This is a genomic window from Brevibacillus sp. SYP-B805, from assembly GCF_011059135.1.
Taxonomy (GTDB): Bacteria; Bacillota; Bacilli; order Brevibacillales; family Brevibacillaceae; genus Brevibacillus_F.
Genome location: NZ_JAALGD010000005.1, coordinates 205,667 through 220,596 on the forward strand (window position 1 = coordinate 205,667; position 14,930 = coordinate 220,596).

Consider the following 14,930-nt stretch of genomic DNA (forward strand, 5'->3'; position numbering starts at 1 on the left):
TTCACAATGGAAACCAAAACGGTTAAACAACTGGCTGACGTACTGGCTGCCACCACCGTTTTTTATAATTTGCCGGTTGCTCAACTGGTCGAGATAGCTGTAAAGCGCGGAGAAGGGGTCTTGACGGACAAAGGGGCCCTGAACACGCTGACAGGAAAATTTACTGGCCGTTCCCCGAAAGACAAGTTTATTGTGGACGAAGCTTCTGTCCGCGACATAATCAACTGGGGAGCCGAGAATCAACGGATTGCCCCGGATAAATTCGACCGCCTGCATGCGGATGTGCTTGATTATCTGCAGAAGAAGGAACTGTTCGTCTTCGACGGCTTCGCCGGTGCAGCGGAAGACTACCGCCTGCCGATTCGCGTGGTGAATGAATACGCTTGGCACAATCTGTTTGCCCGCCAGCTGTTTATCCGCCCGACGGCAGCCGAACTGGAGGGTCATCAGGCGGAATTTACCGTCATCGCGGCTCCCGGGTTCAAAGCCGATCCGGCAGTGCACGGCACCCGTTCGGAAACGTTCATCATCATCAGCTTCGAAAAGAAAACCGTGCTGATCGGCGGAACGGAATACGCCGGCGAAATGAAAAAATCGATTTTCAGCGTCATGAATCTGCTGCTGCCGCAGCGCAACGTCCTGTCGATGCACTGCTCGGCCAATATCGGCAAAGACGGCGATGTGGCCCTCTTCTTCGGGCTTTCCGGCACCGGCAAGACGACGCTTTCCGCCGATCCCAACCGCTTCCTGATCGGGGATGACGAGCACGGCTGGTCGAATGACGGCGTCTTCAACCTGGAAGGCGGTTGCTACGCCAAGTGCATCCGCCTGTCCGAAGAAGGGGAGCCGCAGATCTGGAAAGCGATCAATTTCGGCACGGTGCTGGAGAATGTCGTGATCGATCCGCTTACCCGGACTGCCGATTATGACAGCGACGCCTATACGGAAAATACCCGTGCCGCCTATCCGGTTGAAATGATTCCGGGCGCGGTCATTCCCGGGGTGGGCGGACATCCGAAGGTGATCATCTTTCTGACGGCCGACTCGTTCGGCGTCATTCCACCGATCGCCAAGCTGAACCGCGAACAGGCGATGTACCACTTCCTTTCCGGTTACACGAGCAAGATGGCGGGAACCGAACGGGGCGTAACCACCCCGCAGACCGAGTTCTCCACCTGCTTCGGGTCGCCGTTCCTGCCGCTGCGGCCGCTTGTCTATGCCGAGATGCTGGGCAGGAAAATCGTGGAGCACGATGTGCGCGTCTACCTGGTGAACACAGGCTGGACCGGCGGCCCGGTCGGGGTTGGCAAGCGCATGAACCTGGCGTACACCCGCGCGATGGTGACCGCGGCGCTGAACGGCGAGCTGGAGAATGCGGAATTCGTTACCGATCCGGTGTTTGGCGTGCAGGTGCCGACCTCCTGCCCGGGTGTCCCGGCAGAGGTGCTGCAGCCGCGCAACACGTGGGAAGACAAGGAGGCATACGACAGGCAGGCCCGCGATCTGGCCGCCCGTTTTGCCGACAACTTCTCCCGGAAATTCCCGGATGCCGCAGAGATCGCAAAAGCGGGTCCGCAGGTAAACTAAGGGAACATGCCGAATAGGAAAGCTCTCCTCCTTCGCTCCGATGCGAACAGGAGGAGGGCTTTTTTGCGTCTTTGAAAAAAAGATCATTTTGCCGCCAACCAAAACGGCCGATTTCGCCTCTAACAGGATAGAAACGAAAAAAGGAGGCGCATCAAAGATGGATGCAGCTTTCGTGGAAGACGCCGAACGGGCCGTCGCCGGAGAAAAGGAAGCGTTCGTCCGCCTGGTCATGGGCATGGAGCGGACGCTCTACCGGGTCTCCCGGTCCATTCTGAAGTCGGACAGCGAGTGCGTCGATGCCGTGCAGGAAGCGGTGCTGAACGCCTACCATGCCGTGCATACGCTCCGGGAGCCGCGCTTTTTCAAGACCTGGATGGTCCAGATTCTGATGAATGTCTGCTACCGGATGGCCCGTGAGAAAACCAAGGTGGTTCTGCTTCCTGATCCAGAGCGGCGGGAAACGGAGCGCAGCCTGGAGGCCCATGTGGAATTGCGGGAGGCGCTGGATGCGCTGGAGGAGGATTTGCGGCTGGCGATCGAGCTGCACTATTTGGAAGGGTTTACGGTGAAGGAGATGGCCGAGATCCTGCAGGTGGCCGAAGGGACGATCAAATCCCGCCTGGCGAAGGCCCGGACCAAACTGGCCAGCTGGTTTTTGTCTGATGACGGAGAAAGGGGATGGGTGATCTATGAGCGATAGGCTGGAACAACGCGTGGACGAATGGCTGAAACTGACTGCGCAGTCCCAGGAGGAAAGCGTTCCCCGGGCATTTCACGAAGCGTTGGTGCGGATGCTGGAGAACCTGCCGGAGAGGGACGGCAGGGTACCTGTGAAGCCCCGGCAGCCGTTCTCCCGATCCAAAAAATACCTGCTGGCCGCCGCTTCCGCTGCTGTCATCGTCACCGGATTGGCCGCCGGTACCTATGTATCCCCGACGTTTGCCGAATGGATCAAGTCGTTCTTCACGCGTCCCGAACTGGATAAAGGATGGCAGGCTGCTGCCCAGCAGGGCTTCTCGCAGCTGCCGCAGGCGGCGGTGACGGATCAGGGCATCACCCTGAAAGTGATGGAAGTGCTGGCCGACACCAAACGGCTCATTTTCACGTACAGCCTGGAGAAAACGGACGGAACCCCGCTTGATCCCACGTCCATCTTCCAGAAGGAAACATACGGACGCTATACCGATTACTACATCAAGGACCGCAACAATTTTTACCTTACCGACGAGAAGGGGAATGTGGTCTCCGAAAGCATCACGTATGGACTGCTTTCCGGCCAAAAGGTGACCCAAAGCTTCCGCAGCGTCACCCCGCACGACGGCAGGTTTGCGGATGTATCGTTTTATCTGAAGCCCAATGTGGCGCCCAAGCAGATTTATTTGAACATCCTGTTGAAAAAGGTGGACGGCGTGGATGGCACATGGTCGCTCAAGGTGCCGGTTGACCTGGAAAAAAGCATCGCCGCGACCATGACGGTTCCGGTGAACGCCACCTATACGACTCCGTCCGGGCTGGTGATCGAACTGGAAGATGTCACCTATTCGCCGACCGTGACTACGTTCAGGATCCGATCCGAGTGGACAGGGAAAGCGTTGCAGGAGATGAGAGCCAACCATCCCGAGTATTTTGTCGATGAGAAACGGGATCGGCTCATTTATCACAGCGTGCATTACGATGTGGTGGATGAGACGGGCAAGGTGGTGGCGACGACGGACCCGGCAGCCTACCAGAAGTCAGGCGGGGAACTGTTTCATCAGGAAGAGATCGACCCGAATGATCGTTCCCGGGGAAGCATTTCCATCGTCAGCCAATCGTTTGCACCGCTGGATAGGAACAAGACGTATAAGCTGGTGTTGAGAGGTATCGCCCGGACGGAACGGCCCATGAAGGCGTGGAAAGTAAACCTGAAAGACCTGGAGAACCAACAAGCCTCATTTGCCTACAAGGATTTCCGCGCGGCCATTACCGGCATCCGGTACGGAGAAGAGAGCAGCATCCTGGAAATGGAGCAGGAGGTTACGACGATGGGCGGCGATTTCGAGGTGCTGGATGAAGCGGGAAACGTGCTGCCGATCAAAGAGGAGGAGAGCAAGATCGAGCTGGGCGAGCCGGAGTCCGGAACCATGATGCGCCGGATCAAGGTGCAGCTTCCCGTCGAAGGCTTGACGCAGAAGACTCAATCGATCACCCTGCGGCTGCGAACCGTAAGCACGTTCGACCGCAACGTCGACTGGCAGGTGGAGATTCCGCCGCGGAAATGAGGAAACACCGCAAGCCTGGCACAGGGCCAGGCTTCTTGATTTTGTCAGCGGACGGAAACGGACATGCTGCAAAAGATAAGCGCAGGGTACATTTCCGGATCTCCGCCCCTGTTGCGCTGGGCAAGAAAAACAACTATACTATGTATTGCTGCTAACAAATGTAAAGCAAAGGAGATTTGACATGATGAACACAACGCCAACCAACACGTCAACCGATTTCTTCGAAGTGGTGAAATCCCGGCGTGCCGTTAAACAATACGATGCGAGCTATCAAATGAGCGAGGCGGAGCTCAAGGAACTGCTCGAAATCGCCGGACGTGCTCCTTCCTCCTGGAATCTGCAGCATTGGAAGTTTTTTGTGATTACGGATCAGGATGCGAAACAGCGCCTTCTGCCCATCGCTTACGGCCAGCAGCAGGTGGTGGATGCTTCCGCCGTCATCGCCGTTCTTGGCGACCTGGAAGCGAATCGCAATGCGGAGGCGGTTTTCGGCCCTGCCGTGGCAGCCGGTCTCATGTCTGCCGAGGTGAAGCAGAATCTTGTCGCCCAAATCAACGGCGCCTACACGATTCCGACCGTGCCGCGCGACGAGGCAATCCGCAATGCGTCGCTGGCAGCCATGACCCTGATGCTGGCAGCGCGGGCCAAAGGGCTGGACACATGCCCAATGGGAGGATTCGACGCCCAAAAATTTGTGGAAGAATTCCGTGTGCCAAGCCGTTATCTGCCGGTCATGCTGATCACCGTCGGCAAAGCGGCGCAGCCCGGCCGTCCGAGCAATCGCTTCCCGGTGGAAGAGACGATTGTCTGGAACCGTTTTTGAATAAAAGCCATCCTGCAGGGAGCACCTCACCGGGTGCTCCCTTCAGACTGATGACAAACTTCTGTTTGGGACATGGAGTAATGGGGACAGGCGAGCTCCTTTGACGACCGACTTAGCGGAGAAACAAAGACGCGGGGTCACAGGGGGCGTGAGTCTCACATCGCTGAGACGCCCAGATGTTGAGCCCCCTGCCCGCGTCGCGTTTCGGAGCGGACAAAAGCCCACTTCCTCGCGGGTCGTCAAGAGAGCGAGCAGGAACCATTACCCATGATCGACCGACTTTGTCGGCACACTGCAGGGAGCACCTCACCGGGTGCTCCCTTAACTGTTGGGACGGGTATGCTTGAAAACCTGTTTCATGCTATAATAATGTACTGTTATCCATAAGGCACGTTTTGCTCAGAGAGGGGTTGGGTACGATGATTACCTCCGTTCGACAACCGGTTTCCACGCTGGCGCTGAAGGAATGGGCCGTTGCGGTCAAGGCGCTTGGGGAAGGCAAGCAGATCATTACCGTCCGCAAAGGCGGTTTGTACGAAGAGACGCGGGAGTTCAGGCTGGAGAACGACACGTTTTATCTTTACCCGACGTATGAACACCAGAAGCCGGAAATGGTGAAGGAAGAATACCATCCGATGCTGGAGGCGACGTTGGCGGGGTGGAGCCCGGAGAAGACGACCGTCGAGATCGGCTACTTCGCCCACATCACGGACGACATCGAGCTGATGGATGAAGCGAAGTTGCGCGCGCTGGCGCCGTATCACATCTGGACCGACAATTTTGCCGATGTGCGCCTGCACTGGAAGAAGAAGCAGCCGCTGCACATCCTGTTTGCCCGGGTGTACCGCTTGGCCCAGCCGGTGACCATTCCGATTGATGAGGCGTACAAGGGATGCAAATCCTGGCACCATCTGCTGCAGGAGATTGGTCAAGGCGATTTTGCCCCGGTGCTCACCGATGAGGAGTATGAGGCGAAACGGACAGCGATCATGCAGGTCCTGAACGGCTAACCGATCACGTGGAGATAGGGGAAGGCTTTCGCGCAAAGCCTTCTTTTCTACGTTTTTTCCATGCTGCACCAGACACGAAGGCGCGTTCGGAGCCATACATAATAAACATAAGAGTTTAAAAAATGCTGAAATAGTTCTATCCTTGATTTAAGATAAGAATTATTATAAGATGGTAATTGAGAATGGATTGAGAATGATGCCGGATGGGAAGAGAGGAAGTACGTTCCTGTGCGCAGACCGGCCATTCCACAATCGATATGCATACTGGAGGGAAAGTAAGATGACTGCTGTACCACATCTGCAAATAAACAATCTTCATGCCCGCATTGAAGAGAAGGAAATCATCAAGGGCCTCTCCCTGGAGATCAAGGGAGGCGAAGTTCATGCGATCATGGGGCCGAACGGGACGGGGAAATCCACGCTCGCCTCTACGCTGATGGGGCATCCCAAGTATGAAGTGACGGAGGGAAGCGTCACCCTGAACGGGGAGGATCTTCTGGAGATGGCCGTGGACGAGCGCGCCCGGGCTGGTCTGTTCCTTGCCATGCAGTATCCGTCCGAGATCAGCGGCGTCACCAACTCCGACTTTCTGCGTTCCGCCATCAACGCCCGCCGCGGGGAAGGCAACGAAATCTCGTTGATGAAGTTTATCCGCGAGCTGGACAAGAAAATGGCGACCCTCGAAATGGATGAATCCTTCGCGCACCGCTACCTGAACGAAGGCTTCTCCGGCGGTGAGAAAAAGCGCAATGAAATCCTGCAGATGATGATGCTTGAACCGAAAATCTGCATCCTCGACGAGATCGACTCCGGTCTCGATATCGACGCGTTGAAAGTGGTGGCCAAGGGCGTGAACGAGATGCGCACCGCTGACCGTGGCTTCCTGATCATCACGCACTACCAACGCCTGCTGAACTACATCAAGCCGGATTTCGTCCATGTCATGATGCAGGGCCGCATCGTGAAATCAGGCGGTCCCGAGCTGGCCGAACGCCTCGAGGCGGAAGGATACGACTGGATCAAGGAAGAGCTCGGCATCGTGGATGAAACCGTAAACGCGAACGTGTAGGAGAAGGAGGCCATCCCAAGATGAGTGTCGATTTGCAACTCCGCTTCGACCGTGAAGCGATTACCCAATATTCGAAAGCCAACCAAGAGCCGGAGTGGTTCCTTGCCAGCCGTCTCGCCGCATTCGAGGCCTGTAGCCAACTGGAGCTGCCGGTTTTGGAAAAAACCAAAATCGATAAATGGAACATCGACCAATACGTTCCGTTTTTGACGCAGCCCAAAGTGGCGAGCGCCGATCAGCTGGATGACGTGGTCAAGGCGGAAATCGACGCGGCGGCGGTCAAAAGCCTGCTGGTGCAAAAAAACGCTTCGATCATTTTCCACCGGGAGCAGGCGGAAGCAAAAGCGCAGGGCGTGATCTTCACCGACCTGGCAACCGCTTTGCGCGAGCATGGCGACCTGGTGAAAAAATACTGGATGCAGGCCGTCGCCGCAGACGAGCATCGATTGACGGCCCTCCACGCAGCCTTGGTCAATGGCGGCGTATTCATCTACGTGCCCAAAAACGTGGAGGTGGACGTACCGCTGCAAGCCGTCTTCCAGGTAGCCGGTGATGGTGCCCTTCTGTGTCCGCACGTGCTGATCGTGGCAGAAGCCAACAGCAAGGTTACCTATGTGGACACCTACGTCTCTTCGGCCGGAACCTCCATGGTGGCCAACAGCGTCGTGGAAGTGTTTGTCGGCCCGGGAGCGTCCGTGCAGATGGCCTCGGTCCGGTCCCTTTCCGCCGAGGTGCACGATTACGTGTTCCGCCGGGCCATCCTTGACCGCGACGGCAAGATGGAGTGGATTCTGGGCGAGATGAACGACGGCAACACGGTTGCCAACAACACCACGGTGCTCAAAGGCAGCGGCTCCGCCGTCAACACCAAGACGGTGTCCGTGGGAACCGGCAGCCAACGGCAGAATCTGACGTCGCAGGTTCAGCACATCGGCACCCATTCCGAGTCCGACATGCTGAGCAAAGCCGTGATGACGGACGAAGCAACGGCGATTCTCAACGGCATCACCAAGATCGAAAAGGGAGCGGAAAAAGCCAATGGCGAGCAGGCGGAAAACATTCTCATGCTGAGCGAAAAGGCTCGCGGCGACGCCAACCCGATTCTGTTGATCGATGAAGACGATGTGAAGGCAGGACACGCAGCATCCGTGGGCCGCATCAGCGAGGAGAGCGTCTACTACCTGATGTCCCGCGGCATTACGCGCAAAGAAGCGGAACGCTTGATCGTACTAGGATTCCTTGATTCCGTCGTAACCGAAATCCCCATCGAAGAAGTGAAGAACCGGCTTCGTCAGGCGCTGGAAAGGAAGTTGGCCTAACATGAACGCGAAAGAACTCCGCCGTTATTTTCCCATCCTGGATCAACAGGTGAACGGGCACCCGCTGGTTTACCTGGACAGCGCGGCAACGTCGCAGAAGCCCGTCCAGGTGATCGAGGCGCTGGACAAATACTACAAGGAGTACAACTCCAATGTGCACCGCGGCGTCCACACGCTCGGCTCCCGCGCGACGGACGGCTATGAAAACGCGCGGGAAAAGGTTCGCGCCTTCATCAACGCCAGGGAAAGCGCCGAGATCGTCTTTACGCGCGGCACCACCTCGGCGGTCAACCTGGTTGCTTACGGGTATGCCCGTGCAACGCTGAAGCCGGGAGACGAGATCGTGACCACGGTGGTGGAACACCACAGCAACTTCATCCCGTGGCAGCAGGCAGCCAAAGCGACGGGGGCAACCTTCAAGTTCATCCCGCTCGCAGCGGACGGGACCGTGACGGTGGACGCGGTGAAGGAGGCGATTACGCCAAACACCAGGATCGTCGCCATTCACCATATTTCCAACGTGCTGGGGGATACCACCCCGATCAAGGAAATCGCCGCCATCGCGCATCAGCACGGGGCGGTCCTGTTCGTCGACGGTGCCCAGAGCGCACCGCACAAGAAAATCGACGTGCAGGCGCTGGACTGCGATTTCTTCTGCTTTTCCAGCCACAAGATGTGCGGGCCGACGGGCATCGGCGTGCTGTACGGCAAGCGCGCTGTCCTGGAGAAGACCGAACCGGTGGAATTCGGCGGAGAGATGATCGACTTTGTCGACCTGTATGACTCCACGTGGAAGGAGCTACCCTGGAAGTTTGAGGGCGGCACGCCGATCATCGCAGGGGCGATCGGCCTCGGTGCGGCGATTGACTTTTTGACCGAGATCGGGCTGGAAGAAATCGAGCGCTACGAAAAGCAGTTGCTGCGCTATGCATTGGAGCAGATTAAGGAGATAGAGGGACTGACCATCTACGGTCCCACGGAGAACCGCAGCAGTCTAATCACCTTCAATCTGGAAGGCGTGCATCCGCACGATTTGGCCACCGTGCTTGACAGCTACGGCATTGCGGTGCGGGCCGGACATCACTGCGCCCAGCCGCTGATGCGCTGGCTGGGTGTGACGGCCACGGCGCGTGCCAGCTTCTACCTGTACAATACGGAGGAAGACGTGGATGCCTTGATCGCCGGATTGAAGAAGACAAAGGAGTATTTCGGCAATGTCTTCTCTTGATGATCTCTACCGCCGCGTCATCATGGACCATTACCAAAAGCCGCGCAACCGTGGTAAACTGGATGAAGCGGAAGGACTTATCGTACATCTGAACAATCCGACGTGCGGCGACAGCATCTCCCTGTCGTTGAAGCTGGAGAACGGCAGGGTAGCCGACGCCAGATTTTTGGGCGAGGGCTGTTCCATCAGCATGTCCTCCGCTTCCATGATGACGGAAGCGGTGAAGGGCAAGACTGTGGAAGAAGCGCTCCACCTGGCGCAGGTGTTCTCCGAGCTGATGCAGGGCAAGGAGCCGGACGAGTCGATCGATCTTGGCGATATTGAAGCGCTCTCCGGCGTGGCGAAATTCCCCGCGCGGATCAAATGCGCCACCCTGGCCTGGAAAGCGCTGGAGCAGGGTATCAAACAAGCCGAGCAATAATACAAAAGAAGTAGAGGAAAAGGAGCGTGAGCGCAGATGGCCAAGAAAGCCCCTGAGCTGCAGGATTACCAGTACGGCTTTCACGACAAGGATGTGTCGGTCTACCGTACGAAAAAGGGCTTGTCCCGCGAGATCGTCGAAGAGATTTCGCGCATGAAAAACGAGCCGCAGTGGATGCTTGATTTCCGCCTCAAGGCGCTGGATATCTTCCTGAAAATGCCGATGCCCAAATGGGGCGGCAATCTGGACGATCTGAACTTCGACGATATCACCTACTATGTGAAACCATCGGAAAAAACGGGCCGCAGCTGGGATGAAGTGCCGGAAGAGATCAAGGCGACGTTCGACAAGCTGGGGATTCCGGAAGCGGAACAGAAGTTCCTGGCCGGGGTCTCCGCCCAGTACGAATCCGAAGTGGTTTACCACAACATGCAGGAAGACCTGGAGAAGCTGGGCGTGCTGTTCACCGACATGGATTCTGCGGTGAAGCTTTATCCCGATATCGTAAAAGAATACTTCTCCACGGTGATCCCGCCGGCGGACAACAAGTTCGCTGCCCTGAACTCGGCGGTATGGTCCGGCGGTTCCTTCATCTACGTGCCGAAGGGCGTGAAGGTGGAGACGCCGCTGCAGGCCTATTTCCGGATCAACTCGGAGAACATGGGGCAGTTTGAACGCACCCTGATCATCGTGGATGAAGACGCGTTCGTCCACTACGTGGAAGGCTGTACGGCGCCGATCTACAGCACCGACTCCCTCCACTCCGCAGTCGTGGAGATCATCGTGAAGGAGCGGGGACGCTGCCGCTATACGACCATCCAGAACTGGTCCAACAACGTGTACAACCTGGTGACCAAGCGTGCCGTTGCCTATGCCGACGCCACCATGGAATGGATTGACGGCAACATCGGCTCCAAGCTGACCATGAAGTATCCGGCCGTCATCATGAAAGGTCCCCGCGCCAAAGGCACCGTGCTTTCCATTGCGGTGGCGGGCAAAGGGCAGCATCAGGATGCGGGCGCCAAGATGATTCACCTGGCCCCTGACTGTACGTCGACGATCATCTCCAAATCAATCTCGCGCGACGGCGGCAAGGTGACCTATCGCGGGCTGGCCCAGTTCGGCCGCAAGTCGGATGGCTCCAAGTCCAACATCAAGTGCGACACCTTGATTCTGGATAAACTGTCCACCTCCGACACCATCCCGTACAATGAAATCATGAACGACAACATCACGCTCGAACACGAGGCGACCGTGTCCAAGGTTTCCGAAGACCAGCTCTTTTACCTGATGAGCCGCGGCTTGTCCGAAGCAGAAGCCACCGAAATGATCGTCATGGGCTTCATCGAACCGTTTACGAAGGAATTGCCGATGGAGTATGCCGTGGAGATGAACCGCCTGATCAAGTTCGAGATGGAAGGCTCAATCGGTTAATCAAAACAGCAGCATGCCTTGCGGGGCATGCTTTTTTCACTTCCGGCGCAAGGGGGAGAGCGGATGTACATGATCGGCTGGGGAATCGTCGCGATGGTGGCGATCTTGACGATTCTCTTCATCATACGCTGGGTGCAGGAGAGACAGCGTCCTACCTATCCCCTGTTCCTGGACGCCTTGACAGGGGCGCTTGATCCGGATGCGCGGCAGGAAGCGGAACCTCCCGCAGCCGGCGGGGCGGAAGAACCGGAAGATCCGAAGCATCCGGAAGTTCCAGAGGTTCCGGAAGTGCCAGCGTCTCTCCGTACGCCGCTGCCGCTTTCACCCGGGGTGCTGGCCCATTACCGCTCCTTCTTTGCGGTGGAAGGGGAGAGGGTGGAACGCGACGATCTTGCGGTACCCATCGTGGTGTTCCCACCAACGCGGAAACGGGGCTGGTGGACGTATGCGACAGCCGGACTGCACCGGCGGGGCCAGACGGAGCTGCTGCTCTATTCATACAAGCGGGATGAGGCCATGATCGCCCATCTGGTCCGCATCGCCGACGACGTGCAGGGCATCTTTCAGGCCCAGGGGACGGGCATTGCGGAGCATGTGCTGTTTCCGCTGCCCGGTCCGATCATACCCGGCTCTGCTTTGGATCGGCTGCTGGCGGTTCCTCCTTTTTTCGAACAGGAGGGATTCGGGTATTATTATGACGGGGACACCGTGATCCGGTTCCTGATGCTGCTTCCCGTGACGGAAGCCGAGTACCACTGCCTGCTTTCACAGGGATGGGACGCGCTGGTAGAGAGATTTGTCCAGCAGGAGGTAAATGCCCTTGATCTTCTGCGCCATTCTGCCGTGGACGGGGGTGAATGTGATGAATCAGATCCGCTTGCGCGTGAGCGTCGTGGTGGTCCATGACGGCAAGATTCTGCTGATCAAGGAAGTGACGGACGGTGTGCTGGCCTACAGCCTGCCCGGCGGGGGCGTGGAGTTCCTGGAATCAATCCCGGAGGCGACCCGGCGGGAGGTGTGGGAGGAGACCGGCGTGCTGGTAGCCTACCAGCAGATGCTGTGGCTGGATGAGAGGATCGACAGGAACGGGGACGGCAAGCATACCGTTGGTGTCGGCGTATTGGCCGCGTTGGTGGGGGAGGAGACCACCCCCATTCCGGGCGGTCTGGAGGACGAAGAGATCGTCTGGGCGGGGTGGGTGAGTCTGGAGGAGCTCCATACCCTGCCGTTTGATAACGACAGACGACGGGAACAGGTGTTGAAAGCATTGAAGGAAGCAAACTATCTTCCCGGGTACATCGGGAACGTGATGTAAAGAGCCGTGGCTGCGCGATGTCAGCGCGGCTTTTTTTTCGTCGTTCGACAATTTGAAACATTTTCCTGGTTTCCTCGTAATACATACGGAAACAGTTTCTGGAAAGGAGGGTGCATGTTTGGAATGGCTTGAGACGCTCTATGTCGTCTGTATCGGGATCGGCATCATCTATTCTCTGCTGCTGCTGTTTTTTGGCGATTGGTCCGGAAATTTTCACATCCCTGTCCTGCAGCCGGTGATCCTGGTAAGCGGGGTGACCGCGTTCGGCGGCTGCGGAATTCTCCTGTCACGGCTGACAGCGTATGCTCCCGGAATCGTGCTGCTGCTGTCGCTGATGGGCGGAGCGATCCTGGCCGTGCTTTCTTATTTTTTCTGGATCAAGCCGATGGAGAAAACGGAGTCCTCCACCGGGTACTCCATGCAGGAGCTGACCGGCCGGCTTGGCCTGGTCTCCACCTCCATCCCCGCGTCCGGCCTCGGAGAAGTGTTGGTGACGATGGTGAGCGGCACGACCCATCATATGGCGTCGAGTCTGGAACAAAAGCCCATTCCGGAGGGAACGAAGGTAGTCGTCGTGGAAGTGAAGGACCATGTCCTGTATGTCGTGCCATTTGAGAAAGAGAACGGGGAGCGTGTGGTATGAGCGGATTGTCAACACTGACGATAGCGGGTATCGTCGTCGTGGTGCTGTTGGTGCTGGGCATCGCGTTTTGGGCGCGGTACAAGACGGTTGGCGCCGATCAGGCGATGATCGTGACGGGCAGCTTCCTGGGGTCGAAAAACGTGCTGGCCGACGAATCCGGCCGCAAAATGAAGATCGTCCGGGGCGGCGGCGCTTTTATTCTGCCGATTTTTCAGCAGGCCAAGTTCCTGAGTTTAATGTCCCATAAACTGGATGTCTCCACACCGGAAGTGTATACCGAGCAGGGCGTGCCGGTCATGGCGGACGGGGTCGCCATCATCAAGGTGGGCGGTTCGATAGAAGATATCGCCACCGCGGCGGAACAGTTTATGGGCAAGACGGATGAGGCCCTGAAAGCGGAGGCGCAGGAAGTACTGGAAGGCTATCTGCGCGCCATTCTGGGCAGCATGACCGTCGAAGAGATTTACAAAAACCGCGAACGCTTCGCGCAGGAAGTGCAGGCGGTCGCCGCCAAGGATCTGAAGAAGATGGGCCTGTCCGTCGTCAGCTTCACGATCAAGGATGTGCGGGACAAGAACGGCTATCTGGCGGCGCTCGGGATTCCGCAGATCGCGGCGGTGAAGCGGGACGCCACCATCTCGCAGGCGGATGCGGACAAGGAAGCGCGTATCCGACAGGCGCAGGCGGAGGAGGAAGCCCGCAAGGCCGAGCTGCTGAAAGAGACCAACATCGCCGAAGCGGAAAAAGAAAAGGAACTGAAGGTGGCCGCCTTCAAGCAGGAGCAGGATCGGGCCAGAGCGGCGGCCGACCAGGCGTACAAGCTGCAGGAAGCCGTGATCAAGCAGCAGGTAACGGAAGAGGAAATGAAGATCGACATCGTCCGCAAGCAGAAGCAGATCGAGCTGGAAGAGAAAGAGATCCTGCGCCGCGAGCGGCAATATGATGCCGAAGTGAAGAAAAAGGCGGACGCCGACCGCTATGCGGTGGAGCAGGCGGCCGAAGCGGAGAAAGCGAAGAAAATCCGCGAGGCAGACGCGCTGAAATACCGGATCGAGGCGGAAGCGAAAGCGCTGGCGGAGCAGAAGCGCCTGGAAGGCCTGGCGGTAGCCGAGGCGGAGAAGGCAAAAGGGACGGCCGAAGCCGAAATCACCCGCTTGAAGCTGGAAGCGGAAGCGGAAGGGAAACGGAAGCTGGCGGAAGCCTACGAGAAGTTCGGTCAGGCAGCGGTGCTGGACATCGTCGCCAAGATGCTGCCCGAACTGGCGGCCAAAGTGGCAGAGCCGATGAAGGCGATCGACAAGGTGACGATCATCGATACGGGCGGCGGCCAGGGAGACGGCGTCAACCGCTTGAGCACCAATGTGACCAAGATGATGGCGCAGCTGCCCGAGATGTTGAAAGACGTCTCCGGCCTGGATGTGAACCAGATGATTGCCGAGTTCATGAAGCAGCAGCCGGCGCAGCATGCCCCGGCTGCGGAAGGAACGAAGGGATCAAACGAAGTGATTGAAAAAGGTTGAGGCATGGTGAGCGGGAACCATCACCCATGACAGGACGGACTTTGTTTGCACAATTAGGCGGGATTTCGATCCCGCCTGTTCGCATGCTTCACTCCATCCCGTCGTAAACCACGCTTACCCCAAGGTGGCTGTAGGTTTCTTCCGTGTAATGGCCTTTTGGGCACGATTTAATGCTGCACAAGCGGGTATGTTCCACCTGCAGCGGATGACGGCACAGCGGACAGTTCGCCGACAGCATGCTCTTCAAGAAAGCGAACATGTTAATCACCATTTTCCGATTCATTTACTTGGTTTTTATTA

Annotated in this window: 15 protein-coding genes; 14 read left to right on the top strand and 1 reads right to left on the bottom strand. The window is 57.4% G+C overall.

Annotated elements, in window-relative coordinates:
- The first annotated feature begins 6 nt into the window (after window positions 1-6).
- The 14 genes from pckA (at window position 7) to G3578_RS08865 (ending at window position 14,630) form a co-directional block, all read left to right on the top strand.
- Complete coding sequence (gene pckA, locus G3578_RS08800) at window positions 7-1,587, top strand: phosphoenolpyruvate carboxykinase (ATP) (protein WP_165211555.1); 1,581 nt, start codon at window positions 7-9, stop codon at window positions 1,585-1,587.
- A 157-nt stretch (window positions 1,588-1,744) separates the two neighbouring features.
- Entirely contained in the window at window positions 1,745-2,287 is a 543-nt protein-coding gene (locus tag G3578_RS08805; RefSeq protein WP_165211558.1) for a sigma-70 family RNA polymerase sigma factor, read from the top strand.
- On the top strand, window positions 2,277-3,848 hold the full coding sequence (locus G3578_RS08810; protein WP_165211561.1) for a DUF4179 domain-containing protein: 1,572 nt from the start codon (window positions 2,277-2,279) through the stop codon (window positions 3,846-3,848). The genes G3578_RS08805 and G3578_RS08810 overlap by 11 nt, the downstream gene beginning before the upstream one ends.
- Window positions 3,849-4,029: 181 nt before the next feature.
- On the top strand, window positions 4,030-4,671 hold the full coding sequence (locus tag G3578_RS08815) for a nitroreductase family protein (protein ID WP_241254533.1): 642 nt from the start codon (window positions 4,030-4,032) through the stop codon (window positions 4,669-4,671).
- Between the two features lie 419 nt (window positions 4,672-5,090).
- Window positions 5,091-5,681: a DUF1802 family protein gene (locus G3578_RS08820; protein ID WP_206529579.1), complete on the top strand. Its 591-nt coding sequence runs from the start codon at window positions 5,091-5,093 to the stop codon at window positions 5,679-5,681.
- A 280-nt stretch (window positions 5,682-5,961) separates the two neighbouring features.
- Window positions 5,962-6,750: a Fe-S cluster assembly ATPase SufC gene (gene sufC / locus G3578_RS08825; protein WP_165211564.1), complete on the top strand. Its 789-nt coding sequence runs from the start codon at window positions 5,962-5,964 to the stop codon at window positions 6,748-6,750.
- 20 nt (window positions 6,751-6,770) lie between these two features.
- On the top strand, window positions 6,771-8,069 hold the full coding sequence (gene sufD / locus G3578_RS08830; protein WP_165211567.1) for a Fe-S cluster assembly protein SufD: 1,299 nt from the start codon (window positions 6,771-6,773) through the stop codon (window positions 8,067-8,069).
- 1 nt (window position 8,070) lies between these two features.
- A complete protein-coding gene (locus G3578_RS08835) occupies window positions 8,071-9,297 on the top strand; it encodes a cysteine desulfurase (protein ID WP_165211569.1) in 1,227 nt (408 codons plus the stop codon).
- Window positions 9,284-9,718, top strand: coding sequence for a Fe-S cluster assembly sulfur transfer protein SufU (gene sufU / locus G3578_RS08840; protein WP_165211572.1), 435 nt, complete (start codon window positions 9,284-9,286; stop codon window positions 9,716-9,718). Before G3578_RS08835 ends, sufU begins: the two co-directional genes overlap by 14 nt.
- A 36-nt stretch (window positions 9,719-9,754) precedes the next feature.
- The gene (gene sufB / locus G3578_RS08845) at window positions 9,755-11,152 is read left to right on the top strand and encodes a Fe-S cluster assembly protein SufB (protein WP_165211575.1); all 1,398 of its coding nucleotides are present in this window, start codon (window positions 9,755-9,757) and stop codon (window positions 11,150-11,152) included.
- A gap of 63 nt (window positions 11,153-11,215) precedes the next feature.
- Window positions 11,216-12,058, top strand: coding sequence for a suppressor of fused domain protein (locus tag G3578_RS08850; protein WP_165211578.1), 843 nt, complete (start codon window positions 11,216-11,218; stop codon window positions 12,056-12,058).
- The gene (locus G3578_RS08855) at window positions 12,015-12,467 is read left to right on the top strand and encodes an NUDIX domain-containing protein (protein WP_165211581.1); all 453 of its coding nucleotides are present in this window, start codon (window positions 12,015-12,017) and stop codon (window positions 12,465-12,467) included. The genes G3578_RS08850 and G3578_RS08855 overlap by 44 nt, the downstream gene beginning before the upstream one ends.
- 118 nt (window positions 12,468-12,585) lie before the next feature.
- On the top strand, window positions 12,586-13,110 hold the full coding sequence (locus tag G3578_RS08860; protein ID WP_165211584.1) for an NfeD family membrane protein: 525 nt from the start codon (window positions 12,586-12,588) through the stop codon (window positions 13,108-13,110).
- A complete protein-coding gene (locus G3578_RS08865) occupies window positions 13,107-14,630 on the top strand; it encodes a flotillin family protein (RefSeq protein ID WP_165211587.1) in 1,524 nt (507 codons plus the stop codon). Before G3578_RS08860 ends, G3578_RS08865 begins: the two co-directional genes overlap by 4 nt.
- Window positions 14,631-14,718: 88 nt before the next feature.
- Here G3578_RS08865 and G3578_RS08870 read toward each other — a convergent pair whose 3' ends face one another.
- On the bottom strand, window positions 14,719-14,889 hold the full coding sequence (locus tag G3578_RS08870) for a hypothetical protein (protein ID WP_165211590.1): 171 nt from the start codon (window positions 14,887-14,889) through the stop codon (window positions 14,719-14,721).
- Between the last annotated feature and the right edge of the window lie 41 nt (window positions 14,890-14,930).

What these genes read in the sequence shown, in the direction of transcription:
- G3578_RS08865 (WP_165211587.1), top strand. Translation starts at nt 13,107, where the DNA reads ATGAGCGGATTGTCAACACTGACGATAGCGGGTATCGTCGTCGTGGTG.
- pckA (WP_165211555.1), top strand. Translation starts at nt 7, where the DNA reads ATGGAAACCAAAACGGTTAAACAACTGGCTGACGTACTGGCTGCCACC.
- G3578_RS08810 (WP_165211561.1), top strand. Translation starts at nt 2,277, where the DNA reads ATGAGCGATAGGCTGGAACAACGCGTGGACGAATGGCTGAAACTGACT.
- sufU (WP_165211572.1), top strand. Translation starts at nt 9,284, where the DNA reads ATGTCTTCTCTTGATGATCTCTACCGCCGCGTCATCATGGACCATTAC.
- sufB (WP_165211575.1), top strand. Translation starts at nt 9,755, where the DNA reads ATGGCCAAGAAAGCCCCTGAGCTGCAGGATTACCAGTACGGCTTTCAC.
- G3578_RS08835 (WP_165211569.1), top strand. Translation starts at nt 8,071, where the DNA reads ATGAACGCGAAAGAACTCCGCCGTTATTTTCCCATCCTGGATCAACAG.
- sufC (WP_165211564.1), top strand. Translation starts at nt 5,962, where the DNA reads ATGACTGCTGTACCACATCTGCAAATAAACAATCTTCATGCCCGCATT.
- G3578_RS08820 (WP_206529579.1), top strand. Translation starts at nt 5,091, where the DNA reads ATGATTACCTCCGTTCGACAACCGGTTTCCACGCTGGCGCTGAAGGAA.
- G3578_RS08805 (WP_165211558.1), top strand. Translation starts at nt 1,745, where the DNA reads ATGGATGCAGCTTTCGTGGAAGACGCCGAACGGGCCGTCGCCGGAGAA.
- G3578_RS08815 (WP_241254533.1), top strand. Translation starts at nt 4,030, where the DNA reads ATGATGAACACAACGCCAACCAACACGTCAACCGATTTCTTCGAAGTG.
- sufD (WP_165211567.1), top strand. Translation starts at nt 6,771, where the DNA reads ATGAGTGTCGATTTGCAACTCCGCTTCGACCGTGAAGCGATTACCCAA.
- G3578_RS08870 (WP_165211590.1), bottom strand. Translation starts at nt 14,889, where the DNA reads ATGTTCGCTTTCTTGAAGAGCATGCTGTCGGCGAACTGTCCGCTGTGC.
- G3578_RS08850 (WP_165211578.1), top strand. Translation starts at nt 11,216, where the DNA reads ATGTACATGATCGGCTGGGGAATCGTCGCGATGGTGGCGATCTTGACG.
- G3578_RS08855 (WP_165211581.1), top strand. Translation starts at nt 12,015, where the DNA reads ATGAATCAGATCCGCTTGCGCGTGAGCGTCGTGGTGGTCCATGACGGC.